This window comes from Saccharopolyspora halophila, assembly GCF_039531955.1.
Taxonomy (GTDB): domain Bacteria; phylum Actinomycetota; class Actinomycetes; order Mycobacteriales; family Pseudonocardiaceae; genus Saccharopolyspora; species Saccharopolyspora halophila.
Genome location: NZ_BAAARA010000003.1, coordinates 455,151 through 480,723, shown reverse-complemented (window position 1 = coordinate 480,723; position 25,573 = coordinate 455,151). Strand labels below are relative to the sequence as shown.

21 protein-coding genes are annotated in these 25,573 nt (G+C 70.3%); 5 read left to right on the top strand and 16 right to left on the bottom strand.

Going from position 1 to position 25,573, the window contains the following annotated elements; genetic code table 11:
* Nucleotides 1-242: 242 nt before the first annotated feature.
* Nucleotides 243-668 carry an HAD-IA family hydrolase gene (locus tag ABD289_RS07490; protein WP_425564598.1) on the bottom strand — a complete coding sequence of 142 codons (426 nt, stop codon included), beginning with the start codon at nucleotides 666-668 and terminating at the stop codon, nucleotides 243-245.
* Between the two features lie 99 nt (nucleotides 669-767).
* Between ABD289_RS07490 and ABD289_RS07485 the strand changes: the two genes are divergently transcribed.
* Nucleotides 768-1,127 (top strand): Rv3235 family protein, encoded by a 360-nt coding sequence (locus tag ABD289_RS07485; RefSeq protein WP_344128048.1) that lies wholly within the window; start codon nucleotides 768-770, stop codon nucleotides 1,125-1,127.
* Nucleotide 1,128: 1 nt separating this feature from the next.
* Here ABD289_RS07485 and secA read toward each other — a convergent pair whose 3' ends face one another.
* The 7 genes from secA to ABD289_RS07450 form a co-directional block, all read right to left on the bottom strand.
* Nucleotides 1,129-3,993, bottom strand: coding sequence for a preprotein translocase subunit SecA (gene secA / locus ABD289_RS07480; protein ID WP_344128046.1), 2,865 nt, complete (start codon nucleotides 3,991-3,993; stop codon nucleotides 1,129-1,131).
* 290 nt (nucleotides 3,994-4,283) lie between these two features.
* Nucleotides 4,284-4,961 carry a ribosome hibernation-promoting factor, HPF/YfiA family gene (hpf, locus tag ABD289_RS07475; protein WP_344128043.1) on the bottom strand — a complete coding sequence of 226 codons (678 nt, stop codon included), beginning with the start codon at nucleotides 4,959-4,961 and terminating at the stop codon, nucleotides 4,284-4,286.
* Between the two features lie 415 nt (nucleotides 4,962-5,376).
* Nucleotides 5,377-6,060, bottom strand: coding sequence for a ComF family protein (locus tag ABD289_RS07470; protein WP_344128041.1), 684 nt, complete (start codon nucleotides 6,058-6,060; stop codon nucleotides 5,377-5,379).
* 53 nt (nucleotides 6,061-6,113) lie between these two features.
* Nucleotides 6,114-7,832, bottom strand: coding sequence for an LpqB family beta-propeller domain-containing protein (locus ABD289_RS07465; protein WP_344128039.1), 1,719 nt, complete (start codon nucleotides 7,830-7,832; stop codon nucleotides 6,114-6,116).
* Nucleotides 7,832-9,529 (bottom strand): MtrAB system histidine kinase MtrB, encoded by a 1,698-nt coding sequence (gene mtrB, locus ABD289_RS07460; RefSeq protein WP_344128107.1) that lies wholly within the window; start codon nucleotides 9,527-9,529, stop codon nucleotides 7,832-7,834. Before mtrB ends, ABD289_RS07465 begins: the two co-directional genes overlap by 1 nt.
* 212 nt (nucleotides 9,530-9,741) lie before the next feature.
* Nucleotides 9,742-10,419 (bottom strand): MtrAB system response regulator MtrA, encoded by a 678-nt coding sequence (gene mtrA / locus ABD289_RS07455; RefSeq protein ID WP_344128037.1) that lies wholly within the window; start codon nucleotides 10,417-10,419, stop codon nucleotides 9,742-9,744.
* A 132-nt stretch (nucleotides 10,420-10,551) separates the two neighbouring features.
* Nucleotides 10,552-11,193: a dTMP kinase gene (locus tag ABD289_RS07450; protein WP_344128035.1), complete on the bottom strand. Its 642-nt coding sequence runs from the start codon at nucleotides 11,191-11,193 to the stop codon at nucleotides 10,552-10,554.
* A 139-nt stretch (nucleotides 11,194-11,332) separates the two neighbouring features.
* Between ABD289_RS07450 and ABD289_RS07445 the strand changes: the two genes are divergently transcribed.
* Both ABD289_RS07445 and ABD289_RS07440 read left to right on the top strand, forming a co-directional pair.
* Nucleotides 11,333-11,803 (top strand): OsmC family protein, encoded by a 471-nt coding sequence (locus ABD289_RS07445; protein WP_344128032.1) that lies wholly within the window; start codon nucleotides 11,333-11,335, stop codon nucleotides 11,801-11,803.
* Between the two features lie 178 nt (nucleotides 11,804-11,981).
* Nucleotides 11,982-14,600 carry a hypothetical protein gene (locus tag ABD289_RS07440; RefSeq protein ID WP_344128030.1) on the top strand — a complete coding sequence of 873 codons (2,619 nt, stop codon included), beginning with the start codon at nucleotides 11,982-11,984 and terminating at the stop codon, nucleotides 14,598-14,600.
* An 80-nt stretch (nucleotides 14,601-14,680) separates the two neighbouring features.
* Here the strand turns inward: ABD289_RS07440 and ABD289_RS07435 are convergent, their stop codons facing one another.
* From ABD289_RS07435 to ABD289_RS07410, 6 genes are all read right to left on the bottom strand, one after another.
* Nucleotides 14,681-16,195, bottom strand: coding sequence for an amino acid permease (locus ABD289_RS07435; protein ID WP_344128027.1), 1,515 nt, complete (start codon nucleotides 16,193-16,195; stop codon nucleotides 14,681-14,683).
* A gap of 355 nt (nucleotides 16,196-16,550) precedes the next feature.
* Nucleotides 16,551-17,795 (bottom strand): mannose-6-phosphate isomerase, class I, encoded by a 1,245-nt coding sequence (gene manA, locus ABD289_RS07430; RefSeq protein ID WP_344128025.1) that lies wholly within the window; start codon nucleotides 17,793-17,795, stop codon nucleotides 16,551-16,553.
* Nucleotides 17,796-17,895: 100 nt separating this feature from the next.
* A complete protein-coding gene (locus ABD289_RS07425; RefSeq protein ID WP_344128022.1) occupies nucleotides 17,896-18,975 on the bottom strand; it encodes a hypothetical protein in 1,080 nt (359 codons plus the stop codon).
* A 7-nt stretch (nucleotides 18,976-18,982) separates the two neighbouring features.
* A complete protein-coding gene (locus ABD289_RS07420) occupies nucleotides 18,983-19,198 on the bottom strand; it encodes a Trm112 family protein (RefSeq protein WP_344128020.1) in 216 nt (71 codons plus the stop codon).
* Nucleotides 19,199-19,246: 48 nt separating this feature from the next.
* A complete protein-coding gene (locus tag ABD289_RS07415) occupies nucleotides 19,247-20,596 on the bottom strand; it encodes a phosphomannomutase/phosphoglucomutase (RefSeq protein WP_344128017.1) in 1,350 nt (449 codons plus the stop codon).
* Nucleotides 20,597-20,697: 101 nt separating this feature from the next.
* A complete protein-coding gene (locus tag ABD289_RS07410) occupies nucleotides 20,698-21,057 on the bottom strand; it encodes a DUF3499 domain-containing protein (RefSeq protein WP_344128015.1) in 360 nt (119 codons plus the stop codon).
* 206 nt (nucleotides 21,058-21,263) lie between these two features.
* Between ABD289_RS07410 and ABD289_RS07405 the strand changes: the two genes are divergently transcribed.
* Complete coding sequence (locus ABD289_RS07405; protein WP_344128013.1) at nucleotides 21,264-21,737, top strand: metallopeptidase family protein; 474 nt, start codon at nucleotides 21,264-21,266, stop codon at nucleotides 21,735-21,737.
* 35 nt (nucleotides 21,738-21,772) lie between these two features.
* Here ABD289_RS07405 and ABD289_RS07400 read toward each other — a convergent pair whose 3' ends face one another.
* Together ABD289_RS07400 and ABD289_RS07395 are read right to left on the bottom strand one after the other, a co-directional pair.
* Nucleotides 21,773-23,767 carry a hypothetical protein gene (locus tag ABD289_RS07400; RefSeq protein WP_344128010.1) on the bottom strand — a complete coding sequence of 665 codons (1,995 nt, stop codon included), beginning with the start codon at nucleotides 23,765-23,767 and terminating at the stop codon, nucleotides 21,773-21,775.
* A gap of 242 nt (nucleotides 23,768-24,009) precedes the next feature.
* Entirely contained in the window at nucleotides 24,010-24,240 is a 231-nt protein-coding gene (locus ABD289_RS07395; RefSeq protein WP_344128105.1) for a WhiB family transcriptional regulator, read from the bottom strand.
* 575 nt (nucleotides 24,241-24,815) lie between these two features.
* On the opposite strand from ABD289_RS07395, the gene ABD289_RS07390 reads away from it, so the two are divergent.
* The gene (locus ABD289_RS07390; protein WP_344128007.1) at nucleotides 24,816-25,571 is read left to right on the top strand and encodes a site-2 protease family protein; all 756 of its coding nucleotides are present in this window, start codon (nucleotides 24,816-24,818) and stop codon (nucleotides 25,569-25,571) included.
* Nucleotides 25,572-25,573: the final 2 nt, after the last annotated feature.

Sequence of the window (25,573 nt, the reverse complement as noted above, 5' to 3'; positions counted from 1 at the left end):
CCAGACGCTTAAGTTCTTCAAAGAGCAGGAGGAAAACCCGTCCGCACCCCGCAGGCACAAAGCCCGCCGAAGCACTTTCCCGATTTCCTCGCCGGTCCACTCAGACTAACACCCGAAGGAAGAAGTCCGAAGGTGGGGCCCGCATCAGGCCCGGCCCGGTTTTTCCCGGTCCGCATCGCGCTGACCTGTAATACTTTACAGACCGCCACAACCCCTTGTTCACCCACCCCCCAATTAAAGGATCAACCCAGGTCAGGCGGGATTTCGAGGCCGAACAACGCGACCAGCTCGGTAACCGTGGATTCGACGTCCCGGTGGTGCACCCCGACCATTCCCGCCTCGACGGCGCCGTCGACGTTGCGACGCAGGTCGTCGACCATCACGCAGTCGCCCGTTTCGAGCTCCAGCCGCCGGGCGGTCAGCCGATAGATCTCGGGACTCGGTTTCGCGACCCCGACAACACCGGACAGCACTACGGCGTCGAAGAGCTCCGGCAAGCCCGGATCGATGAGCCCCTCGGCATTGGACACCAGCGCGGTGCGCAATCCCGCTTTCCGCGCGGACCGGGCGACCACGAGCATCGGCGGTTCTCCACCAGCCCCGCGTCCCGGGTCGTCGAGCACTCCGGCGTAGTCCAGCAACAGCCCCTTGAGTTCCACGGAAGGCACGGTAATGCACACCTTCGAGTGGAGGGGCGCCCGAAACTGACCGGATTCGCGGGCTCAGTTCCTCTGTCACCACAAGACCCCACGACACCGGAGGGACCGATGACCGCAAGCCTCACCGACCCGGTCCGCGCAGCGGACTCCACCGAACCGCAGAAGAGCTCGGCGACCGCGGTGGCGACGTTCCTCGGCGAGCACGTCTTCGCGGTGCTCGCGGGACGCGTTTCCCCGCTGGCGATACGAGAGCACCTCTCCGGACCCGTCCTGAGCTCGATGCTCGGGATCCGGCCGCACGGAGCACAAAGCCCGGACTACCGGCTGCGCTCCGTGCACGCGTGCCCGATCACCCCATCCAGGGTGGAGGCCTGCCTGCTGGTCGGAGCGCACCGGGTCCGGGCCCTGGTGCTGCGTGCCGAGTGGGTCGCCGGGCGCTGGATCTGCACCCGGCTGTCCCTCGTCTAGCTCAGCGCTTGCGCTTCTTCTGCTCGGCGCGTGCGGCGGCGCGGCGCTCGCGGCGAGTACCGCCGCGAGCCTCCGGCCCCTGCTCGTCGCGGGTCGTCTCCGCCTCGCCGGTCTCGTTCGGACCGGAGTAGTTCATCGGCCGCCGGCCGGGGGCCTCGAGTCCCTGACCGCGCAGCGCCGCGGGAACCTCGTTCTGGTCGGTCCCCGGACCACCGGCGAGCTGGCTCAGAGCGGGGCCCGCCGAGGCGGGCTGCGCCCGCCGGCGCTGAGTCGCCTGCTGCCCCTGCGGCTGCGACGACACGTCCGGGGTTCCGGACGAGGCCTGGCTGACCGACACCGGTACCGCGGGTTCTTCCTGAGCCGCCTCCGGCTCGGCAGCCTCCACCTGGACGCTGAACAGGAACCCGATCGACTCCTCCTTGAGCGCCTCGAGCATGGCTCCGAACATGTCGTAGCCCTCGCGGCGGTACTCGATCAGCGGGTCGCGCTGCGCCATGGCGCGCAGCCCGATGCCCTCCTTGAGGTAGTCCATCTCGTAGAGGTGCTCACGCCACTTGCGGTCGAGCACGCTGAGCACCACGCGACGCTCGAGCTCGCGCATCGCTCCGGGGCCGACCTTCCCGTCGACCTCGGCCTCGCGCTTGGCGTAGGCCTCCTTGGCGTCCTCGAGGACGAGCTCGCGCAGCCGATCGCGGCTGAGGTCGTCCTCCTCCTCGAGCACGGTCTCCCAGTCGATCGACACCGGGTAGAGGGACTTGAGCGCCTTCCACAGCTTGTCGAAGTCCCAGTCCTCGGCGTAGCCGGAGGCGGTCTCGGCGTCGACGTAGGCAGTGGTGACGTCGTCGAGCATGTGCATGACCTGCTCGTGCAGATCCTCGCCCTCCAGCACGCGGCGGCGCTCGCCGTAGATGACGGTCCGCTGCTGGTTCATGACCTCGTCGTACTTGAGGACGTTCTTGCGGATCTCCATGTTCTGCTGCTCGACCTGGGTCTGCGCGCTGCGGATGGCGCGGGTGACCATCTTGTGCTCGATCGGCACGTCGTCGGGCACCTTCAAGCGGTTCATCACGGACTCGACCATGACCGCGTTGAACCGCCGCATGAGCTCGTCGCCCAGCGACAGGTAGAAGCGGGACTCGCCCGGGTCGCCCTGACGACCGGAACGGCCGCGCAGCTGGTTGTCGATGCGGCGGGATTCGTGGCGCTCGGTGCCGAGCACGTAGAGGCCGCCGGCGGCGCGGACCTCGTCGGCCTCGGCCTCGGCCTGCGCCTTGATCTTCTCGACGATCTTGGGCCACTCGGCCTCGTACTGCTCGCGGTGCTGGACCGGGTCCAGGCCGCGGCCGCGCAGCTCGTCGTCGGCGAGGTGGTCGACGTTGCCGCCGAGCACGATGTCGGTACCACGACCGGCCATGTTGGTGGCGACGGTGACCGCGCCTCGCCTACCGGCCTCGGCGATGATCGAGGCTTCCTTCTGGTGGTTCTTCGCGTTGAGCACGCTGTGCGGGATGCCGCGCTTGGTCAGCAGCTTCGACAGGTACTCGGAGCGCTCGACGTTGGTGGTACCGACCAGCACCGGCTGGCCGTTGGCGTTGCGCTCTTGGATGTCCTCGGCGACGGCCTCGAACTTGCCGGGCTCGTCCTTGTAGACCAGGTCGGGCTGGTCCTTGCGGATCATCGGCTCGTTGGTCGGGATCGTGACCACGCCGAGCTTGTAGGTCGCGTGGAACTCCGCGGCCTCGGTCTCGGCGGTACCGGTCATACCGCTGAGCCGGTCGTAGAGCCGGAAGTAGTTCTGCAGCGTGATCGTGGCCAGCGTCTGGTTCTCGGCCTTGATCTCGACGCCTTCCTTGGCCTCGATCGCCTGGTGCATGCCCTCGTTGAAGCGGCGGCCGGCCAGGATTCGCCCGGTGAACTCGTCGACGATCATGACATCGCCGTCGCGGACGATGTATTCCTTGTCGCGCGCGTAGAGCTCCTTGGCCTTCAGCGCGTTGTTGAGGTAGCCGACCAGCGGCGTGTTGGCGGCCTCGTAGAGGTTCTCGATGCCGAGCTGGTCCTCGATGATCTCGACGCCCTCTTCGGTGACGCCGACGGTGCGCTTGCGCTCGTCGACCTCGTAGTGCTCGTCGCGCTTGAGCATCGGCGCGAGGCGCGCGAACTCCTGGTACCAGCGCGAGGACTGGTCGGCCGGACCGGAGATGATCAGCGGGGTTCTGGCCTCGTCGATCAGAATGGAGTCCACCTCGTCGACCACGGCGAAGCCGTGCCCGCGCTGCACGCAGTCGGACAAGCTCCAGGCCATGTTGTCGCGCAGGTAGTCGAAACCGAACTCGTTGTTCGTGCCGTAGGTGATGTCGGCGTTGTAGGCCTCGAGGCGCTGCTGCGGGGTCATGTCGGCGAGGATCGAGCCGACCTCGAGCCCCAGGAAGCGGTGCACTCGGCCCATCCACTCGGCGTCGCGCTTGGCCAGGTAGTCGTTCACCGTGACCACGTGCACGCTCTTGCCGCTGAGGGCGTTGAGGTAGGCGGGGAGCACGCAGGTGAGGGTCTTGCCCTCACCGGTCTTCATCTCGGCGATGTTGCCGAGGTGCAGCGCGGCGCCACCCATCAGCTGAACATCGAAGTGCCGTTGGCCGAGCGTGCGCTTGGCGCCCTCGCGAGCGACGGCGAAGGCTTCGGGCAGCATCTCGTCGAGCGACTCGCCGTCGGCGTACCGGCGTTTGAACTCGTCGGTCTTGCCCCGCAGCTCGGCATCGGACAAGCCGACGACGGAGTCTTCGAGCTCGTTGATGTGCGCTGCGATGTGCCGCAGGCGCTTGAGCAACTTGCCCTCGCCGGCGCGGAGCAGTCGGGACAGGACCATCCGGTCGACCTCGCTAGCTGATCGTGACGCGTCCGTCACGGACGCTTTGTGGCCATCGTATTACTGGTGACGGCGGGGACGAGCCGTCCGGTGCGCTCCGCGCGGCGCGGAGCCCAGCACATGGCTGTCCCCCACGCACCACGGTACGCGGGGGACAGCCGTCCGAGTCGGCGTTGGCGCAGACTCGCCCAGTTCGTAATCTTCTGTCATCGCAATCACGGGTCGGTGACCGCGACGTTCGAGCTACTCACCTCCGGAAAGCTCGCGCGGCGGCGGAGCCGCTCGGCACGTCACGCCTCGACGTTGTCGGCGAGTCGGATGACGCCGTAGTCGAATCCCTTTCTGCGGTAAACGACACTGGGACGGCCGCTGTCGGCGTCGGAGAAAAGGTAGAAGTCGTGTCCGACCAGTTCCATTTGGTAGAGGGCCTGGTCGACCGTCATCGGTTTGGCCGAATGTTCCTTTTCGCGCATGATCTGGCCCGGCGCGTACCCGTCGGCCTCGACCATGCGCGGTTCGGGAACTTCGGCGGTGTTCTCAGGAGCTTCCTGGGGCGCTTCGAGCAGCGCGGTGCGGCCTTCTGCCGCTGCCGAACCGGTGATCACGGCCCGGTCGGCGTTCGCTGCGGTCGCCTCTGCCACGGAAGTGGGGTTTCGCTGTCCGTAGTGCACCTTTCTACGGTCATGCATACGACGGAGCCTGTTCTCCATCTTGGTCGCGGCGGCATCGAGAGCGGCGTAGAAGTCGCCTGCGCTGGCTTCCGCCCGGATGGGCGTTCCCTTGCCAACCAATGTCATCTCGACTCGCTGGCAGTTCTTGGCCTGTCGGGGGTTCTTCTCGTGGAACAGTTCCACTTCCGCCCGGATGGCCTTCTTGTTGTACCGCTCCAGTCGGGTCAGCTTCGCATCGACGTGCTCCCGGTAGTGCTCGGGAACCTCGACGTTGCGGCCCTTGACGACGATATCCATTCACGACCTCCGTTCCTTGCAAGCTCCGTAGGCGAGGTGTGCACGGTGGGCGCCCGAAAGGAGATCAGCTCAATTCCGGCGCCAGGGACATGGTTCTCGCTCCTTCCCTCCGCCTTGGTTGGCTGGATTGGTTGGCCACGTTAGCTCGGTTTACTGATTCGTGACACCCCCACAGAAGAGGGAAGTCAAGGGACCACCGAGAGTGATAGACGCAGCCGAACGACCTCGTAGCCGACCACGTGCGAGGCGTGGCCGATCTTGGCCGTCGCGCGGGCAGTTCACCCGTTCGGACGGGTAGCGCAGTAGCTCTGCGCAATGTGGCAACCGGCCTGTTTGAACTGCTCACACCCGCACAACGCGTGCCGGAGCGGTTGAGTTCCTGCTCTCTTCGGGAAACGCACTTCACCCGAGGAGATCAGCCGGCCGTGGCGGTCAGGACGAGCACCGCCGTGACCTCGCGGCCAGCCCCGCCCAGCGCTGCGACGGAGCTCGCGACGGTCGCCGCAGTGGTCACCACGTCGTCCAGCAGCACGATCCGGGCGCCGGCAGGCGGCAACCGATCGGCGCGGACCAGCACCCGCCCGGCGAGGTTGTCCACGCGCTGCTGCGGTTCCAGCCCGGCCGAGTCCGCGGCGCCCGGCGAGATCACCAGGCAGTCCGCGACGCACGCCCGCGGACCCGGTCCGGTGAGCGCGGTGGCCATCCGGCGCGCGATGCGCGACATGTGCGCACCACCGCGCCGCCGCGAAGCGATCGCGCGCGAGGGAGCCGGCACCAACCACCAGTCCCCCGGGCCCTGCTCGGCGGTGATGGCGCGCAGCGCGGTGCACAGCTGTCGCGCCAGCGGTGCCGCGAGCTCACGACGCCCGGCCTCCTTGTAGGCCAGCACCGCGCGCCGTGCCGTACCTCGGTAGGCGCCGAGCGCGTAGACCGGTGGCGCACCGGCCAGCAGGGGTCTGCGCACCCGGTGCAGCCCGCCCAGCCGACCGGCGCATTCCACGCACCAGATGGCGCCCTCGAGCTCGCAACCGACGCAGTGCTGCGGCAGCACCAGGTCGATCAGCCCGGACACCGCGGTGCTCAGTCGTGCCAACCACATGCCGGTGATGGTGGCGCAATCACCGGCCCGACTCACCGGGGCGCGTCGGGGCGTCAGCCCGGGTAGAACGGGATCGAGGCACCGCCGATCGGAACCGGCATCAGCGCCCAGACGTCGTCGGTGTCGCTGGATTCCCAGATGGCGGTGCCGTCGGCCACGACGACCTTGCCGCCCGGGGCGACGGCGACGGTGTTGACCGGTTGCCCCAGGTTGGATGCGGTGTAGGGCTGCCAGCGGAAACCGTCGGCCGAGACGTCGTAGATCGGGACCGTGTTGCTGTCGGTGGCCACGGCCAGCGCTTCGTTGGTCCGCCACTCCAGGGTGGTGACGTTGAGCCGCTGCGGTGCGGGCAGCGCGACGGGGTTCTTCAGCGTCGCGCGTCCGTTCTGCTCGGTCACGCCCGCGACCACGATGGTTCCGTCCACGATCGCGGCGGCCCGGGTTCCGTCGTTGGACAACCGCAGGTCGCTGATCGGCTTGCCCTGGCCGAGCGCACCGGCGTCTACCCGCTGCTGCTGCCACTGGCCCTCGCGTTCGACCAGCCGCACCACGTCGCGACTGTCCACCACGGTCCAGACCTCGGACTCGTCGCTCCAGGTCGGTTTGCTCATGTAGGCACCCGCGACGGCGGTCTCGGGCATGGTCTCGCCGAAGTCGCCGACCCGCAGCACCACACCACCGGGCCTGCGGGTGACCGCGGCCAGCCGGTCGCCTCGCGGCGACTGCCCGGCGCGAACCACGTCGTACTCCCCGGAGCCCGCTGGACCGGGGATCGGGCTGGCGCGCTGGTCGAGGGTCACCAGGCGTTCGGAGACGACGGCCAGGCCTGGCAGATCCGTGCGGGGCTGGTTGTCCAGCTCGTACTGGGCCAGGTCGGTCGGCCGCAGGTCCTTGCCGTCGGCCAGCAGCGGCATGCCCTCCTCCTTCAGCCGCACACGCGCGTTGCTGACGCTCTGCAGAGAGAACACGACCTGCGCGGCGATGAGCCTGCGGGTCTCCGGCGGGACCTCGCCCAGCTGGCTGAGGTTGACCTCCAGCGCGCCGTCGCGGGCTTCGCTGGTGTTGGTCTTGGGTTGCACGCCGCGCGGGATCGCGGTGCGCAGCGAGTCCCGCATCGAGACGGACGGACCGGTGGTGAGCAGGTCGATCACTCGCCGCGGCAACGTGCTGGACGGCTGCGCGACGACGTAGCGCAGATCGGGCGCCACGCCGGTGAGGTCGTGGTCGAGGAAGTACACCGGAACCGGCCGGTAGACCTTGGTGAAGGAGTTCTTGCTGGCCACCAGCTGCGGAGGTGGCGTCACGATGCGCCAGTCGCCGTCGGCCCGGCGCTCCACCCGGACCTGCATGCTGAACTCGCCGTGCTCGGGGATGAACGAGGAATCGGCGAGCAGCCTGCCGACCTTGTCCGCCTGCACGGTCACCAGCTGCACGCCGTCCGGCAGCGGTGCGGGCTGCGCGGTGGGGATGGTGTCGACGTTCTCCACGATGAGCAGCCCGGAAGGCGGGCTCCAGCTGCCGTAGTGCCGTTGGTCGAGGTGCAGGCGGGCGGCTTCGTGGCCGCTCTCCGGGTAGGCGGCCGAGTCGACGAAGCTGCGCACCAGGGCCAGCGGGTCGCTGCCGTTGGGCTTCGGGCTCTGCTGGCGCGTGGTGTTGCCGCCGCCGACGTCCTTGACCGCCCGCGGCTCGGAGCTCTCCGGGATCGACGCGCACGCCGACACCGACAGCAGCAGGACCAGCAGGGCGGCCAGCCGGCTCGCGTTGCGGGTCATCAGGTCTCCTCCCAGGTCTCCTCGGACAGCCGGGCGGGTCCCTGATCCCGGGATTCGGGCTCGTCCGCGTCGTCGGACTGCCGTTCCGCCGAGGTGGCCAGCAACGCCTCGGGTGCGGCGATGCGGCGCGTGCTGGGCAGCGACAGCGGGCTGGCCTCGTACTCCTTGTGCGGGCTGCGCGGCAGGGTCAGCCGGAAGCAGGTCCCCTCCCCCGGCTCGCCCCAGGCGTCGAGGTCACCGCCGTGCAGCCGGGCGTCCTCCTGGCTGATCGACAGACCGAGGCCGGTGCCGCCGGTGCGCCGGTTCCGGGACGGGTCGGCGCGCCAGAACCGGGTGAAAACCAGCTCGGCCTCACCACTGCGCAGCCCGACGCCGTAGTCCCGCACGGTCACCGCGACGGCCTGCTCGTTGCCCGCGAACCGGATCTCGACCGGGCCGCCCTCGGCGTGGTCGATCGCGTTGGCGACCAGGTTGCGCATCACGCGTTCGACCCGGCGGGTGTCGGCGACGATCTCCAGCTGCTCCGACGGGGCGCCCACGCGCAGCTCGACGCCGCTGCTGTCGGCGATGGCGCGCAGTCCCTCCACCGTGCGCTCGACCAGTTCGACCAGGTCCAGCTTCTCCGAGGAGAGGTCGGCCACCCCGGCGTCCAGCCGGGAGATCTCCAGCAGGTCGGCCAGCAGCAGCTCGAAGCGGTCCAGCTCGTCGACGAGCAGCTCGGTGGAGCGCGACAGGCCGAGCGGGAACTCGTCGCGGGAGGCGTGCAGCACGTCGGCGGCCATCCGCACGGTGGTCAGCGGGGTGCGCAGCTCGTGCGAGACGTCCGAGGTGAACCGCTTCTGCAGCTGGCCGAACTCCTCGAGCTGGGTGATCTGGTCCTTGAGGTTGTCGGCCATCTCGTTGAACGACTCGGCCAGCCGAGCCACGTCGTCCTCGCCGATGACCCGCATCCGCTTGTCCAGGTCGCCTTCGGAGAGCTCCTCGGCGATCTGCGCCGCCTGGCGAACCGGGCGGACGACCTGCCTGGTCACCAGGTTGGTGATCGCGCCCAGCAGCGCCAGCAGCACGATGCCGCTGATCAGCAGCGTGCGCTGCACGACGGCGAGGGTGTTCACCTCGGAGGTCAGCGGGAACAGCAGGTAGATCTGCAGCGGACGGGTCGCGCTGGAGACCGGCGTGCCGACGATCACCATCGTGACCGGGTTCGGCGAGCGCTGCACCGTGTGGATCTTGGTGGCCAACTGGCCCCGCTCGACGAAGCGGCGCAGGTCCTGCGGCACGTCCTGGATCGGGCCCGCGGCGGGTTTGCGATCACCGGGGGCGTGCCCGTCCACCAGAACCGGGGTGAACGCGCCCGCGACGGAATCGCTGGTGGACTGCCCGGACGAGGAGGTGGTCAGCCGGTTGAGCGCGGCCTGCAGCTGTTCGGTGACGTTGTCGGAGTTCGGGTCGACCGCGGTGAGCTCGCGCTCCAGGATCGGCAGGCTGGATTCGGCCTGCGCGATCGCGCCCTCCTCCTTGGAGGCCAGCAACCGCGAGGTGATCTGCCACTGCAGGACCATGCCCAGCACGATCACCACCGCCAGCGACAGCGCGAGCGTGGAGACGACCACGCGCAGCTGCATCGAGCGCCGCCACACCGTCTCGAACATGTGCCAGCGGTTGCGGACCTCTTCCCGGACGCGCTCGACCGCCATCCGCACCCAGCGGCTCTGGCGTGTGAACGCACTCACGGCAACCGTCCTTCGGGCGGCGTCTCGACTCGCACCCGGCAACCAACTGTGTCAATCCCCGGGCACCGCGCAACGCCCGGGGTACCCGTTACCTGCACGAGCGAGCGGCGCCACCGACGGTGCGGCGGGTTCGGCCACCCGCGCCGCCGGGCGAAGAGTTCGTCAGGCGAAGCCGGTCACGGCGGGCCCGCCTTGTAACCGACGCCGCGCACGGTCAGGACCACCTCGGGACGTTCCGGATCGCGCTCGACCTTGGAGCGCAGACGCTGGACGTGGACGTTGACCAGGCGGGTGTCGGCGGCGTGCCGGTAACCCCAGACCTGCTCGAGCAGCACCTCGCGGGTGAAGACCTGGCGCGGCTTGCGGGCGAGCGCGACCAGCAGGTCGAACTCGAGCGGGGTCAGCGAGATCGGCTCACCTTCGCGGGTGACCTCGTGGCCGGGCACGTCGATGCTGACGTCGCCGATGGCCAGCACCTCGGCGGGTTCGGCGTCGGTGCGGCGCAGCCGGGCACGCAGCCGGGCGACCAGTTCCTTGGGCTTGAACGGCTTGACGATGTAGTCGTCGGCGCCGGACTCCAACCCCAGGACCACGTCGACCGTGTCGCTCTTGGCGGTGAGCATGACGATCGGCACCACGGACTCGGTGCGGATCGCCTTGCAGACGTCGATGCCGTTCATGCCGGGCAGCATCAGGTCCAGCAGGACCAGGTCGGGCTTGAGCTCGCGCAAGGCCGGCATGGCCTTGGTGCCATCGCTGACGACGGCGGTCTCGAACCCTTCTCCCCGGAGCACGATGGTCAGCATTTCGGCCAGGGCCGGATCATCGTCCACCACGAGCACGCGTGCCTTCATGGACCACATCGTTGCACTAGACACTTGGCGTCCATGCATCCACCCGGCGGGTGTCATCGCAGGTAGCGCCATTCGGACCGGATCGGACCAGTTGATACCGCCGAATGACGCAGCGTGATTGTGGCGTGCGCCTCAGTTGAGGATTCGGTCGGCGAGAGCGCCGAAATCGGCCTCGGCAGCACCATCGACGACCAGCCACGGCGACCACCAGCCCGCGGCGGCGAGCTCGACGTAGACCTCGGCGCACCGCTGCTGCAGCGACTCGTCGGACTCGAAGCGGTCCCGCTTCCGATCGGACTCGGTGCGCTCGCGGTGCTGCGCGCGGCCGGCGGCCAGCTCGGTCGAGACCCGCAGCAGCAACTGCAGGTCCGGCCGGGGCAGGCCGAACCGGTCGATCTCCAGCTCGCGCACCCAGGAGACGAACTCGCCGTCCGAGTGCTCGCGCAGCCGCGCGGCACCGTAGGCGGCGTTGGAGGCGACGTAGCGATCCAGCAGGACGACGTCGTGCGCGGCGATGTCGGCGCGCAGCCGTTCGGCGGCGCCGCGCCGGTCCAGCGCGTAGAGGATCGCCATGCCGTGCACCGAGGACCCCAGGTCGCCGTGACTCCCGTTGAGCGCTTCGGCGACGAGTTCGGCGTGCACGTCGTCGGTGTAGCGCGGGAACGCCGCGGTCGTCACCGTCGCGCCGCGCGCGGTCAGCTCGCTGGTGAGCCCGCCGGTGAGCGTGCGCTTGCCCGCGCCGTCCAGTCCCTCGATGACGATCAGCCGTCCCACGTGGACGACAGTAGCCGAGGACGTTTCCGGGCCGGCGGCGGGAGGAAGGTTCCCCTGCGGCACGTGACAGGAAGGTTCCCTTGCTCGCGTCATCGATATTTCGGTCGCTGCTGAGGTTTCGGCGCTCTATACCGGAGGCATGACCGATCAGCACAGCTACTTGGCGACCGTGACCTGGACCGGCAACACCGGTGCGGGGACCGCTTCCTACCGGTCCTACAGCCGGGAACATCTCGTCGACATCGAGGGCAAAGCACGGCTGCGGGCGTCGGCGGACCCGGCGTTCCTCGGCGATCCGGAGCTGCACAACCCGGAGGAACTGCTGGTGGCGGCGTTGTCGGAGTGCCACATGCTCTGGTACCTGGGCCTGTGCGCGAACTCGGGTGTCGTGGTCACCGCCTACCGGGACCGGGCGCGCGGCTCGATGAGCGAGACACCCGCGACTGGCGGCTGGTTCACCGAGGTCGTGCTGCGCCCGGAGGTGACCGTGGCCGAGCCGGGCATGGTGGCCGCCGCCGAGGAGCTGCACGGGAAGGCTCATCGCCGCTGCTTCATCGCCAACTCGGTGAACTTCCCGGTGCACCACGAGCCCGAGATCGGCACCGGCTGAGCCCGCCGCGTCGCGGTGCCGGGATTTCGCCCGAAACCAGGACAGCCTGGGCGGAGGCGATCAGAATCATCGTCGCAGCGGTCGCCAGACGTCGAACGGCGATGGACAATCACTCCGGCGTCCGATGATCACCAACGCTCGGGAGGATCCTGTGCAAATACCCGGGCCCGACACTCGCGTGGTCGAGGTGCGAGTGCACGGCATCCTCGGCACCACGGGTGAGGACCTGACCGATTCGGTGGCGTCGGTGGACGTGGCCGGCGACGGCATCGGGCGCATCGTGCGTCCGGCCGACCGGCTGCTGCGCCCGGTCCCGGGACCGCAGCTGACCGCGGGCGAGCGGTCGGTGCCGCGCATCGTCGAGGGCTACCTGTGGGGCGCGATGACTTCCGGGGGTCTGGCGAAAGCCGCTTGGGCGCTGCTGTTCCCGTTCGCGCTGGCCAACATGGCGCACTGGATGCTGCCGCCGCGTCCGGCCAACTCCGCCGGCCGCGCGCTGTCCGGGACGCTGCGGGCGCTGCTGCGGGTGTCGGCGCTGTTGCTGACGATGCTGTTCGTCGCGCAGTTGACGGTGATCACGCTGGACCTGGTGGCCGCGCAGTGCCTGCGGCCGGGCGCGCAGTGCATGACCGCGGTACCGGAGGTGGTTCGCGGGTTGGACGTGCTGCGCTCGTCGGTCGCGTTGCTGCCGGTGGCGCTGGTGATCGGGCTGATGTACTGGCTGTCCACTTCGTCCTGGGAGGTCTCGGCGCCGAAGACCGAAGGGGCCAAGCCCTCCGGGCTGGCGCCGGTGCTGCCAGGCGAGAACGTGGTGTCCGATCCGGACACTCCCGCGCTGCGCGTGCTGCACGTGGCCGCGGCCCTGTCCACTGTGGCGCTGCTGGTGCTCGGCGGGCCGTTCGCGGCGGGGCCTGACCCGCGCTGGCTGCTGGCCGCGGCGCTGACGGCCGCGGCGCTCGTCGGCGCGGCGGCGCTGGACGATCCTTCGGGTATGCGGTCGAACCGCACGCTGCGGGCGCTGCTCGGCAGGAAGGTGCGGCGGGCGCTGCTGATCGTCTCCGCGGTGCTGCTCGCGTCGGTCGCGCTGGTCCCGCCGCGGCTCGCGGGCGAGTTGCCGGGTTCCGGCCCCACGATCGACACGATCACCGGCCTGCTCGTGGCCGTCTGCCTGGCCGTGGGCGTGCTGCTGGTTCCGGCCATCCTGCTGGCGCGCTCCGGGTGGAAGTCCAGTCCGCGCGAGCTGCGCCCGTGGGCGGGTGGCTGGATGGCCGCACCGGTGCTGATGCTGGCGGCCATGCTCGGCAACGGCTTCGGAGCAGGGCTGGCGCTGAGCGTGCGCCAGACGCTGGGAGTCTCGAGTTCGCGGGGCACGTCGCTGGTGCTGCCGCGCGCCTTCGACGATGTGACGATCTTCTGGGGAACCGCCGCGCTGCTGCTGGCGGTCACCGCTGCGGTGGCCGTGCCGTGGACCTTGTTCCGGCGCTGGCGGCACGGTGAGCGGGCCCGGTCGGTTCCCGACGAGGTCGAGCTGCTGCACGCCGGTCGCAAGGAGGACCAGCAGGCGGCAGGCTCCGCGTGGACCTGGGCCGATCTGCAGCGCCGCTACTCCCACCAGATGTTCCTGGTGCTCGCCGGGGTCCTGACCGCGAGCACTGCGCTGACCTTGGCGGCGCGCTTCGCGGGCCTGGAGTTCTACGGCTGGCGCAGCGCCCTGGGCGTGGTGGTGCTGGCCGGGCTCGCGGTCGGGCTGATGCGGATCGTCTTCCTCGCCGCGACCAAGCGCAACCGGTCGCGGCAGCTCGGCGTGCTGGGCGATCTCTCGCTGTTCTGGCCACGCGAGGCGCACCCGGTGGTGCCGCCCTGCTACGCGCTGAAGGTGATTCCCGAGCTGGTGGATCGGGTCACCGAGCACCTGTCCGAGCCGAACACCCGAGTGGTGCTGGTCGGGCATAGCCAGGGCAGCCTGTTGGCCGCCGTGACGGCGGCGCGGCTGGTGGACGCGCTGCCGGAGCAGGACCTGGAACGCGTCGGGCTGGTGACGGCGGGCTCGCAGCTGCAGTGGGCCTACCCGAGGGCCTTCCCGGGCGCGGTGCCGCACCAATCGCTGTTGAAGCTCTCCGGTGACCTCGGTGGCCGGTGGCGATCGTTGTGCCGGGGCACCGACCCGCTCGGTGGCGGGGTGACCACCTGGAACCGGCAGGTCTACGGCGGGATGCTCATCGGCGTCGGGTTCAAGGCCGACGGGACCGAAGGGCCCCTCCCGGCCGCGACCCGCGGGCCCACCGGGGCGCTGGTACTGGGCGGCGATCACTGGTTGCCCGATCCGCAGCGCGGCCCGTTCTCCTGCCGTCGCTGGGTGCCCGGCGTGATGGGGCACTCCGAGTACAGCGGGGATCCGGAATGGGACCGGGCCGTGGCGATGGCAGCCGGGTTGGAGACCCCGGTTCGCGGGGCCGCGCTGCCGTTGCAGCCCGAAACCCCCGCCCCGACGCAGATCCCGTCCGCACCGGACTTGGACAAGCGCCCGCTGCCCGTCCGGGGAACCGATGGCGGTTCGCTGGACGAGGAGGTCCCGCACGACCGGGAGCAGCCGCGGTCCGAGGAATCCGAGCGACCGGAACCCGACGAGCCGACGGCCGAGCCCTCCGCGGACGAGTCCGGCGCGGAATCGCTGGTGCCGGAGCAGGACGCGCCGGTGGAACGCTCCGAACCCGCCGTGCTGCCGGAGATCACCGAACCGCGCGGGCGGATCGCCCCGTGGGAGCGCGGCAGCGCGTTGCGGTCCTCGGAGCACTGACCGGTCGACCGAGCCCATCCACGAAAACGGCGCCACCCCGAAGCGCGACGGGGTGGCGCCGTTCTTTGGATCTCGGGCGGTCAGACCTGGCCGCCGTCGCCGATCTCTCCGCGCTCGCGACGGCCGAGCTTGGAGTGCGAACGGCTGTAGAGGAAGTAGATGACCACGCCGGCGGCCATCCAGATCACGAACCGGATCCAGGTGAGTGCGGTCAGGTTCAGCATCAGCCACAGGCAGGACAGGATCGCCAGGATCGGCACCAGCGGGACCAGCGGGGCGCGGAAACCGCGGGGCAGATCCGGGCGGGTGCGACGCAGCACGATCACGCCCAGCGAGACCAGGATGAAGGCGAACAGCGTGCCGACGTTGACCATCTCTTCGAGCTTGTCAGCCGGGAAGAAGCCCGCCGCCAGCAGCACCACGACGCCGACCAGCAGGGTCGCGCGCATCGGGGTGCCGCGGGTCGGGTGGGTCTTGGCCAGGGCGGTCGGCACCAGGCCGTCCCGGGACATGGCGAACAGCACGCGGGTCTGACCCAGCAGCAGCACCATGACCACGGTGGTCAGACCCACCAGCGCGCCGAGCGAGATGATGGTCGCCGCCCAGGTCACACCGTTCAGCTGGAACGCGGTGGCCAGCGTGGCGCGGTCGCCGCCCTCGGGTGTGGTCAGGTCGGTGTAGGGCACCATGCCGGTGACCACCAGCGCGACCGCGACGTAGAGCACGGTGACGATGACGATCGTGCCGAGGATGCCGCGCGGCGCGTTCTTCTGCGGGTTCTTGGTCTCCTCCGCGGTGGTGGCGACGATGTCGAAGCCGATGAACGCGAAGAACACCAGCGAGGCACCGGCCAGCAGGCCGAAGACGCCGAAGGTGCTGGTCTCACCGCCGAGAATCAGGGAGAACAGGGACTGCTCGATCTTCGGGCTGTCCTCGACCGCCGACTGGGCCGGCGGGATGAACGGCGTGTAGTTCTTGGCGTTGATATAGGCCAGGCCGACCACGATCACCAGCAACACCACGGCCACCTTGATCACGGTGATCACCAGGGAGAACCGGGCGGAGAGCTTGGTTCCCAGCGCCAGCAGCGTCACCAGCACGGTCACCAGCAGCACTGCGCCCCAGTCCAGCTGCAGCGGTCCCGCCTGGAACGACGTCGGCAGGTCCACCCCGAACAGTCCCAGGGTCTGCTGCAGGTACACCGACCAGCCCTTGGCCACCGCCGCGGCGGCGACGGCGAACTCCAGGACCAGGTCCCACCCGATGATCCAGGCGATGAATTCGCCGAACGTCGCGTACGAGTAGGTGTAGGCACTGCCGGCGACCGGAACGGTGGATGCGAATTCGGCGTAGCACAGCGCGGCCAGACCGCAGGCGATCGCGGCGAGCACGAACGCCAGCGAGACCGAGGGGCCGGACATGTCGCCTGCGGTGCGCGCCGCCAGGGTGAAGATGCCGGCACCGATCACCACGGACACACCGAAGACGATCAAGTCCCAGGTGCCGAGATTCTTGCGTAGTTTGGTGTCCGGCTCGTCGGTATCCAAAATGGATTGTTCGACCGACTTGGTCCGCCACAGCCCAGTGCCTGGCACTGTCGCCTCCTAAAACTTCTGGTTGAGCGGGGTGGACCCGCACTTTAATCCCTAAGGATCACAGCCATATCCGGCCGCCCACACTTGGCGAGCGGATTCGTTAGCCCGGTGTGACCGGAACACGCCCCACGGCGATCTCCGCTGGTCACCGATCGGCCTGCGGAGTGCCCCGATCGAGCTCCGGTTCCGGGTGGATCAGCCGAGGGGCGGGCGTCTGCTCAGGGACCCGCTGTTCGGCAGCATCGATCTCAGCGGCCGACCGCGCAAACCGGCGGCTCGGCGCAGCGGCCGGACGGAAGCGGGACCGGGCGTCAGCGCCCGGCGGGGAGCGCGGTTTCCGCGCCTGCTCGGCCGGTCAGAACGCTCCGGCGGCGGCCCGGAAGATCTGGGCCTGTCCCTCGCCGTCGAGCTCGGCTGGACGCACGTCGACGGCCGGGTCGGAAGCCGCGAGCCAGACCGATCCGCCGCGGGGCACGTGGACCTCGCGGGTGGGATCACCGGTCGAGCAGCTCAGCCGGACGGTGCCCTTGGTGCACAGCAATATCTGCGGACCGGGCGAATCCACCCGCACGGTTCCGGACTCGGCGGGCGTCCAGTCCAGCCTGGACAGCTCGAACTCCTCGGCGGGGACGCGGTAGGCGGTGCGGTTGGCGTCCAGCGACTCGCCCTTGAGCACGCGCATGTCGCCGCACGAGAAGTCCAGCACCTTCAGCAGCTCCGGCACGTTCACGTGCTTCGGCGTCAGGCCGCAGCGCAGGATGTTGTCCGAGTTGGCCAGGATCTCGATGCCGGTGCCGTGCAGGTAGGCGTGCAGGTTGCCCGCGGGCAGGAAGATCGCCTCGCCGGGCTGCAGCACCAGCCGGTTGAGCAGCAGGCTGGCCAGCACCCCGGCGTCGTTCGGGTACGCCTCGCCGAGCTCGAGCACGGTGCGGCATTCCAGGGCGAACTCACCGCGCTCGCGCACGTGCGCCACGCAGGCGTCCAGCAGCTCCGGCAGCACCTCGCGAAGGTAGTGCTCGGGCAGCGTGATCCAGGTGGTGAACAGCGCCCGCAGCCCGTCGGCGTCCGGCTGGCCCGCCAGGAGTTCGCGATGCGCGCGCAGGCTAGGGACCTGCAGGGCGTCCAGCAGCCGCACGGTGCGCTGGGCGTCGCGGAACCCGGCCAGCGCGTGGAACTCGGTGAGCGCGCACAGCAGCTCGGGCTTGGCCATCGGGTCCGGGTAGTTGCGATTCGGGGCGTTGCGCGGGATGCCCGCGCGCTCCTCCCGCGCGAAGCCCTCGGCGGCCTGCTCCGGGGACGGATGGGCCTGCAGGCTCAGCGGTTCGTCGGCGGCGAGCACCTTGAGCAGGAACGGCAGCCTGCCGCCCCAGCGGCGCACGCACTCCGCACCGAGGTGGTGCGACGGTTGGTCGTCCAGCAGGGACAGCAGCGACATCTCGTCCCCGTCGGGGCCCAGCACCCGGGACGGGTCGCCGGGGTGGGCGCCCATCCACAGCTCGGCTTCCGGATGCGGCGTGGGGACGGGCCGACCGAGCAGATCCGCAATAGCGGTGCGCGAGCCCCAGGCGTAGGGGCGCACCGCGTTGCGCAGTAGCTCCACAGTCGAATCTCGCTTCCTCGTTCTCGCTTGCTCGTCCGCGTCCACCCCAGCACACCGCATGCCTCCGGCGGGTGACATCAGGGTTTTCCTGGAAGTTTCCTCAGTGCATCGCCAGGGCCGGCCAGCCAGGGCCGTTGAGCATGCCCGCGGCCAGCCCGAGGTAGACGGCGGCCAGGTCGAACCGGACGACGAGCACGGCGGCGCGCAGCACCGGGTCGGCGCGCACCGTGTCGCCGGGTGTGACCACGTCGGCGCCGGGCAGGTCGCGAGCGGCGGCGCGCTCGTGAACCTCGCCCTGGTTGTCGTAGTGCGCGTTCACCAGGAACACGCGCAACGCGGCGGCGGTGTTGTCCTCGGGGTCGGCGAAGATGTCGGCTTCCGAACCGACCGAGGAGGCGGCCCGGTGCAGTCCGCGCTGCGCGACGGCCTGCCGGTAGTCGGCGACGTGGCTCGGAACTCCCGCGTGCGCGCCGAGCGCGTAGGCGCCGTGGACGGCGACCGCGGTCGAGACCGGCTCCAGCCCCCACAGCAGCGGGGTGTGATCGGCCAGCCGCAGCGCCAGCGATTTCGCCGGGTTGCTCAGCGATTCATGACCGGGGTGGGCGCGCTCGGCCTCCCGGTCTAGCTGCTCGGCGAGCTCGTCGGAGTCGAAATCGAGCAGTCCCAGGGAGCGCAGCGTGCACAGGCCCGCGGCGAAGACGTAGGCGAAGGACAGCGCGGGCGGCACCGGTACGCGCGGTGGCAGCACCTTGGCGCGGCCCGCTCCGGCGGCGGCGACCGGGCCTTCGTCGGGCACCGCGAGCACGACGCTGGCTCCGCGGCGGCAGGCGGTGGCCACGGATTCGGCGAGGGGCACGTCGCCGACGTCGTCGGTGTGCGCGAAGACCGCGTCCAGCGCACCCACCCAGGACGGCAGTTCCTCGGAGATCACCAGCGGTACCGGGCAGCGCGGGCCGGTGAGCGCGGCCAGCAGCCCGGCGACGCCCGGGCCGATGCCGGGCCGGGTGAGCAGCACGACCGCGCGCGGGCGGTCCTCGGCGAGATCGTCCAGCCCGATCTCGGCGGCGGTCTCGGCGCAGGAGCGCACCTGCGCGCCCGCCAGCGCGGCCAGCCTCAGCAGACCTGCCGAATCGGTGTCGGCCAACCTGGCCGGATCGTCGAAGAGACTGTCGTCCAGCATCCGAGCGTCACCCCTCCCCGACGGCGTCGGGGGTGGGTCCCCCGACCGCCTCTTCCAGCAACAGCACCGGAATACCGTCCTGCACCGGGAAGGCGCGACCGCAGGAAGTGCAGGTCAGGTAATCGGCCTGCGCGTCATCACCACGACCCGGCCGCAATCGGCCGTGCTGCTCGCACGGGCAGGCCAGGATCTCCAGCAACTGCGCTTCCAGGTCAACGGCCACGTTTCCTCCCAAACTCGCCGGGCCCTCCGGTCACCTCGCGCGGCGAGGTCACCCTCGGACGACCGCGAGCACCTCGTCGCGCAACGCGGCCACGGCTTCAGTGTCCCTGGCCTCCACGTTGAGCCGGAGCAGCGGTTCGGTGTTGGACGGCCGCAGGTTGAACCACGACCCGTCCGCGAGTTCCACGGTAAGCCCGTCGAGCTCGTCGACACGAGCACCATTTCGGTCACCGAAGGCCTCCGCGACGGCACGCATCCGGCCCTGCTGGTCGTCGACCGTGGAGTTGATCTCGCCGCTGGCGGTGTAGCGGGAGTACTCGGCCATCAGCTGCGACAGCGGCCGGTCCTGACCGCCCAGGGCGGCCAGCACGTGCAGCGCGGCCAGCATGCCGGAGTCGGCGCGCCAGAAGTCCCGGAAGTAGTAGTGCGCCGAGTGTTCGCCACCGAAGATCGCACCGGTCTCGGCCATCGTCTGCTTGATGAACGAGTGCCCGACCCGGGTGCGCATCGGCTTGCCACCGCGCTCGGCGACGATCTCCGGAACCGCCTTCGAGGTGATCAGGTTGTGGATGATCGTCGATCCCGGCTCCTTGGCCAGCTCGCGGGTCGCCACCAGCGCGGTGATCGCGCTCGGCGAAACCGGATCGGCGTTCTCGTCGACCACGAAGCAGCGGTCGGCGTCGCCGTCGAAGGCCAGGCCCATGTCGGCGCCGACCTCGCGGACCTTGGCCTGCAGGTCGACGATGTTGGCCGGGTCCAGCGGATTGGCCTCGTGGTTCGGGAAGGTCCCGTCGAGCTCGAAGTACATCGGCACCAGCTCGACCGGCAGGTCCGCGAAGACGGTGGGCACCGTGTGCCCGCCCATGCCGTTGCCCGCGTCCACGACGATCTTGAGCGGCCGGATGTCGCGCAGCTTGACCAGGTCGAGCAGGAAGGCCGAGTAGGCGCCGACCATCTCCCGCTCGGAGACCGAGCCCTTGGCGCCGAGGAACTCGGGCACGCCGTGGGCGACCAGCTCCTGGATCTCGGACAGCCCGCTGTCCTGGCCGACCGGGGCTGCACCGGACCGGCACAGCTTGATGCCGTTGTACTGGGCCGGGTTGTGGCTGGCGGTGAACATCGCGCCCGGCAGCTCCAGCTTGCCGGAGGCGAAGTAGAGCATGTCCGTACTGGCCAGGCCGATGTTGATGACATCGACGCCCTGACCGGCTACGCCTTCGGCGAAGGCCTCGGCCAGCCCCGGCGAGGACTCCCGCATGTCATGCCCGATCACCACGGCCGGTCCACCGACCAGCCTGGTGAAGGCGGCTCCGATCTCCCGCACCACGTCGGCGTCCAGGCCTTCCCCGACCACCCCGCGGATGTCGTACGCCTTGACGATCCCCGACAGGTCCCGCACGCTGCACCCTCCCGCTCGCTGTAGAACTGCTGGCAGCCTACCGGCGATCGCGCGGGTGTTGGCAGCAGCGGGAGCGACCCGAGCCGTTCGTCACGATCTCTTCACTCGTCCACGGGGTCGGGCAAGGCCCGCAGGTGCGACCGGCGGCCGGATCCGGAACCGCTGCTCGGCGGGTCCATGGGCCGGTCGGGCCTGCCCGCCTCGCGCACGGCCTCGGCCAGCGCGGTGAGGTCGTCGTCCGACGGCGTCGGTGGCGCGAAGTCGCCTTCGTGCCGGACGACCTCCCAGCCCTTGGGCACGGTCAGCCGCAGCGCGTGCGCTTCACACAGGTCGTAGCTGTGTGGCTCGGAATACGTCGCCAGCGGCCCGACCACAGCGGTCGAGTCCGAATAGGCATACGTGAGCGTGGCAACGGCCGGGTTGGCACACCCGGTCCGCGAGCACCGCCTCACGCTCCGCACGGCAAGCACGATAGCGCCCCCTGTCCACCTCGCGGCGCAGGCACGCGGAATCGGTTTCGCGAACCGCGCCGAACACCAGTTTTCCACCCTCCCACCGACGGTGACGACACCGTGTCCGCTTCCGGCGAACGGCCCGGGGCGATCACCACCGGAAATCCGGGTGGCGGTTGTCCCGAACCGGGGGGCCGGAGGCGTACCCTCGCCACGTGGTTACCGCACGTGGATCTCGGAGTCGTTCCCGCATTCGGCGGGACCGGCGCGGCCGTGGCCTGCGCGGACCGCTGTACCCGTCCTCGGTCCCGGTCTCGCGCAGCCGCGCGCAGCGCTTCGACGCGCTGGTGCTGCAAGCGCTCGAGCCGATCGAGCAGCGCTGGCACGCCGAACTGACCCAGCTGGACGTCGCCGTCGACGAAGTGCCCGAGGTGGGCACCACCCGGCCGGACAAGGTGGTCTGGGACGACGACGTGGTCGTCGACGCGAACGTCCCGCTCGCCCGCCTGGTGCCCGCGGGTGTGGACCGCCGCGGGCTGCCCACCCAAGCTCGGATCGTCCTGTACCGCAGGCCCCTGGAGGCCCGCGCCCGCGACGGCACCGACATGGCCGACCTCCTGCACGACGTGCTGGTCGAGCAGGTGGCCACCTACCTGGGGCTCGACCCGGACGTCATCGAGGGCCAGTAGGCCACCGGGGCGGCTCCGCCCGGAGACCACCGCCGTCATGCCTGCTGCGGCCGGTCCTTGCGCCGCCGACCGGGGATCGAGGCGACCAGGGTGAACAGGACCACGGCCGCCTGCACGACCAGCAGCGTGGTTCGCGGCAGCTCGGTGTAGCCGACCTGCACCTCGGCGGGGCGGTCCGGCAGCTGGACGGCCACCTGGTGGTTCCAGGCCGTGGCCAGCGGCACCTCCCGGCCGTCGATGCGGGCGTACCAGCCGGGCTCGTTCTCCGCGCCCAGCACCAGCGCCCTGCCCACGCCGCCCGCGGACACGCGGACGGTGAAATCGGGCAGGCTCGCGGCCACCGGCAGCGGCCGGGCCTCCGGTGAGGGACCCGCCTCGGTCTGCGCGCGGCGGGCCAGGTCGGGGCCGACCAGGTTGACCGGGGCGCTGGGCAGCAGCAGGCGCAGCGCTCGGCGGCCATCGGGCAACCGCCCCTCCTCGGCGACCAGCCCGGCGCCGAGGTCGGCCAGCCGGGAATCAGCGGGGGCGATGATGCGCCCGGAGCCGCGCGCGGCGACCGCGGCCAGGGCACCGCGGACCCGGTCGCGATCACCGGATCGCAGATCCGCGTCGACCCGGGCGAGCCAGCTGGCCGCCTCACCCGCCGGGGCGAGGGCGTCATCGCCGAAGCGCGGGCCGTTGCCGGTGACCAGGCGGGCCGGTTGCGGCCCCGGATCGAGCAGCAGTCGGGTGCCGGTCTGCTCGGTTCCGGTCTGCTCGGTGTCCGCCGCGACGCGCAGCGGGCCGGTGTTGAGGGCGAACGCGGAGCCCGCGGCCAGCGCTGCGAGCGCGACGCCGAGAACCGGCGCGGCGATCTTGGCGGGCACGGCGGGAACGCGAGCCGACAGCAGGATCCAGGCGCAGCCCGCCGCGACCAGGATCAGAGGTCCACCGGTCCAGCCGGGAGAGGCCGCGCCGCCGATCATCGGCTCGGCGCTGACGGTGCCGACGATCGCGGCCAGCGCCCACCCGAACGTGGCGACGCCCGCGCCGAGCAGCATGCGGCGCCGCCAGCACACGACGAGCGCCACGACGGCGGCCAGCACCAGCAGGCCCCCGGGCAGGCCTGCGAGCGAACCGTCCGGGCTCAGCGCCGAGATCAGCACGGTCGCCGGGTCCTCGATCACGCGGGCGCCGAGCCCGTGCAGCAGCAGCTCGGGATGGCGCAGCCAGGTCACCGGCCACGGCAGCAGGCAGGCCACGGATAGCAGCACCAGGGCGACGAGCCCGGCGGCGCGGCGGCGACCGCGCAGCTGACTGCTGCCCGGGACCAGCACGTAGCCGAGCAGCGCGAGGACGATCAGCGCGAGTTGCACCAGCGGCGCGAAGGCGCCGAGGGTCGCGAGACCGAGCGCGGTCAGGCAGGCGGTGCCGAGCCATTGGCCGTCGGAGCGGCGGATCACCGCGGCGATGCCGCTCAGCAGCGGTGGCACCAGGACGTGCGCCACCACCACGTCCAGGCGTCCCTGTCCCGCCGCGAGCGAGGCCACCGGGACCAGGGCGTAGGCGGCGACCAGCACCCGCCGCAGCGGCGCGCCGGTGATCGCTCGGCTGGCGAGGTAAGCGCTCAGCCCGGCCAGCGGGACGCCGAACAGCAGCAGGATCCAGACCACCACCGCCGGTCCACCGAGGACGGAGCCCAGCAGCGCCAGCACCGCCAGCGACGGTGGCGCCATGGCTCCGGTTCCTCCGGCCACCGGGCGCCAGGACCCCAGGTAGTCCGACCAAGTCGTGCCCAGGTCCGCGACCGGGTGCAACCGGCCGCCGACCAGGTTCGTGCCGAATCGCCCTGCGAACCAGGCGTTCCCGGCGGCGAAGATCGCCAGCGCCAGCACCAGCAGTGCGGGCGGTACGACCTCGCCGCGCAGATCACGCCGGGCGCGCGGTTCGGAATCCGGCTCCCGCGGAGTGGGTTTCGGACGATCCGATCGGGTCCGCTGAACGCGGCGCCGCACCGGCCGCAACCACGCTTTCGACAGCCGTTCGTTCACCAGCGCCGGTCCTCCCGCTAGGCCAGATCGCTACCGCCGAAGACGGTAGTGCACTGGCCTGGACCAACGACTCCCCCGCTCGCCGGGTTCGCGGAACCCGCGGCCGAGTTGTCGCGCGCGGCAAGACGGCCTCGACGGAGGCGGTTTCCCGCCGTGCCGGGTGCCGCACGAGCAACGATCGCAGTGCCGGGCGGCGGATCGGGCGTTACCTGGCCACCGCTGCGCGCAGAGCGGCCGAGAGCTCAGACCGCGCGACGCTTGAGCTTGCGACGCTCCCTTTCGGACAGACCGCCCCAGATTCCGAAGCGCTCATCGTGCTGCAGGGCGTATTCCAGACATTCCGATCGAACTTCGCACCCCGCGCAGATGCGCTTGGCCTCGCGGGTGGATCCGCCCTTTTCTGGGAAGAACGCCTCCGGATCGGTTTGCGCGCACAACGCGCGCTCCTGCCATTCCTGTTCTTCTTCGGGCATTTCGAACAGTTCGGCCAGGACGTCGATCTCGGCCACGGCCGCGTCGCCACGCTCCGCGATCTTGCTATCTGCCGTTTCCCACATGTCTCCCCCGATTTCTCCCCGTTTCCCGCCGGCCCTCCCCAGGGCCGGAGCGGGAGGCACTCCTGTGCTCGCAGGTCGCGGACTTCCCGCCGGAATTCCGCGGTTTCGACGGCATCGCCGTCGCCGATCGGCAGCGCCGCCCTCGCTCTACCCGGCACTGCCCGAATCGACCGTGTCCGACCGGGGTCTCCCGCACCCGACCGTTCGCCACCGATCGCCCGCCTCGCGGAACGATCCTTTCAGCAGCGAATAACACAACTGTGATTACACCCGTGTAGCTCCCCGCGGTCAAGCGGAGACCTTCCGTAGGGGGACATCCGGATCAGCGGAGCCCCGTACCATCCGGAGCCATCTTTCATTCGCGTTCGGCACAACGATCATGCTCCTTACGGCGGAGCGTACTGGGCCATGATCATGCTTACCACCGCAAGGTCATCTCCGCACCGCGAAGCCGATCTACCCGGCCCGATCGCGTCGGGGAGACTGGGGGCGTGAGTTCTGCGCTACGAATCAGCCCGCTGTTTCTCGGCATGATCGCGGTGACGGTGTTCGGCGGCGTGCTGACGACGATGACCAATCAGGTCGCGCTGACGGCGGGCGTCGTGCTCGTCGTCCTCGGCGGCTGGGCGGTGTCGCTGTGCCTGCACGAGTTCGGGCACGCCATCACCGCCTATCGCGGCGGTGACTGGACGGTCCGCGAGAAGGGCTACCTGACGCTGGACCCGCGCCGCTACACCGATCCGGTGCTGAGCATCGTGCTGCCGCTGATCTTCGTCGCCATCGGCGGCATCCCGCTGCCGGGCGGAGCCGTGTGGATCAACCACGCAGCGCTGCGCACGCGCCGCACCGAATCGATGGTGTCGTTGGCCGGCCCGTCGACGAACCTGATCGCGGGCATGCTGCTGGCCGGGGCGATCGCGCTGATCCCGATGCCCATCGGCCTCGCGGCGGCGCTGTCCTACCTGGCTTTCCTGCAGGTCATCGCCTTCGTGCTGAACATCCTCCCGATCCCCGGCCTGGACGGCTACGGCGTCATCGAGCCCTGGTTGTCCCATCCGGCGCGCCGCTTCGGCGAGAAGGCGCGCCCGTGGGCCCCGCTGGCGCTGTTCGTCGTGCTCATCGGCATCCCGGTGGTGGGCAGGTTGTTCTTCTCGTTCGCCTACTTCGTGTTCGACGTGCTCGGCGGCGACCCGACGCTGACCTCGTTCGGCAACAGCCTCTTCCGCAGCATCTTCGGCGGGCTGTGACG

What these genes read in the sequence shown, in the direction of transcription:
- ABD289_RS07485 (WP_344128048.1), top strand. Translation starts at nt 768, where the DNA reads ATGACCGCAAGCCTCACCGACCCGGTCCGCGCAGCGGACTCCACCGAA.
- secA (WP_344128046.1), bottom strand. Translation starts at nt 3,993, where the DNA reads ATGGTCCTGTCCCGACTGCTCCGCGCCGGCGAGGGCAAGTTGCTCAAG.
- hpf (WP_344128043.1), bottom strand. Translation starts at nt 4,961, where the DNA reads ATGGATATCGTCGTCAAGGGCCGCAACGTCGAGGTTCCCGAGCACTAC.
- ABD289_RS07470 (WP_344128041.1), bottom strand. Translation starts at nt 6,060, where the DNA reads ATGTGGTTGGCACGACTGAGCACCGCGGTGTCCGGGCTGATCGACCTG.
- ABD289_RS07465 (WP_344128039.1), bottom strand. Translation starts at nt 7,832, where the DNA reads ATGACCCGCAACGCGAGCCGGCTGGCCGCCCTGCTGGTCCTGCTGCTG.
- mtrB (WP_344128107.1), bottom strand. Translation starts at nt 9,529, where the DNA reads ATGGCGGTCGAGCGCGTCCGGGAAGAGGTCCGCAACCGCTGGCACATG.
- mtrA (WP_344128037.1), bottom strand. Translation starts at nt 10,419, where the DNA reads ATGAAGGCACGCGTGCTCGTGGTGGACGATGATCCGGCCCTGGCCGAA.
- ABD289_RS07445 (WP_344128032.1), top strand. Translation starts at nt 11,333, where the DNA reads ATGACCGATCAGCACAGCTACTTGGCGACCGTGACCTGGACCGGCAAC.
- ABD289_RS07425 (WP_344128022.1), bottom strand. Translation starts at nt 18,975, where the DNA reads ATGCTGGACGACAGTCTCTTCGACGATCCGGCCAGGTTGGCCGACACC.
- ABD289_RS07395 (WP_344128105.1), bottom strand. Translation starts at nt 24,240, where the DNA reads ATGCCCGAAGAAGAACAGGAATGGCAGGAGCGCGCGTTGTGCGCGCAA.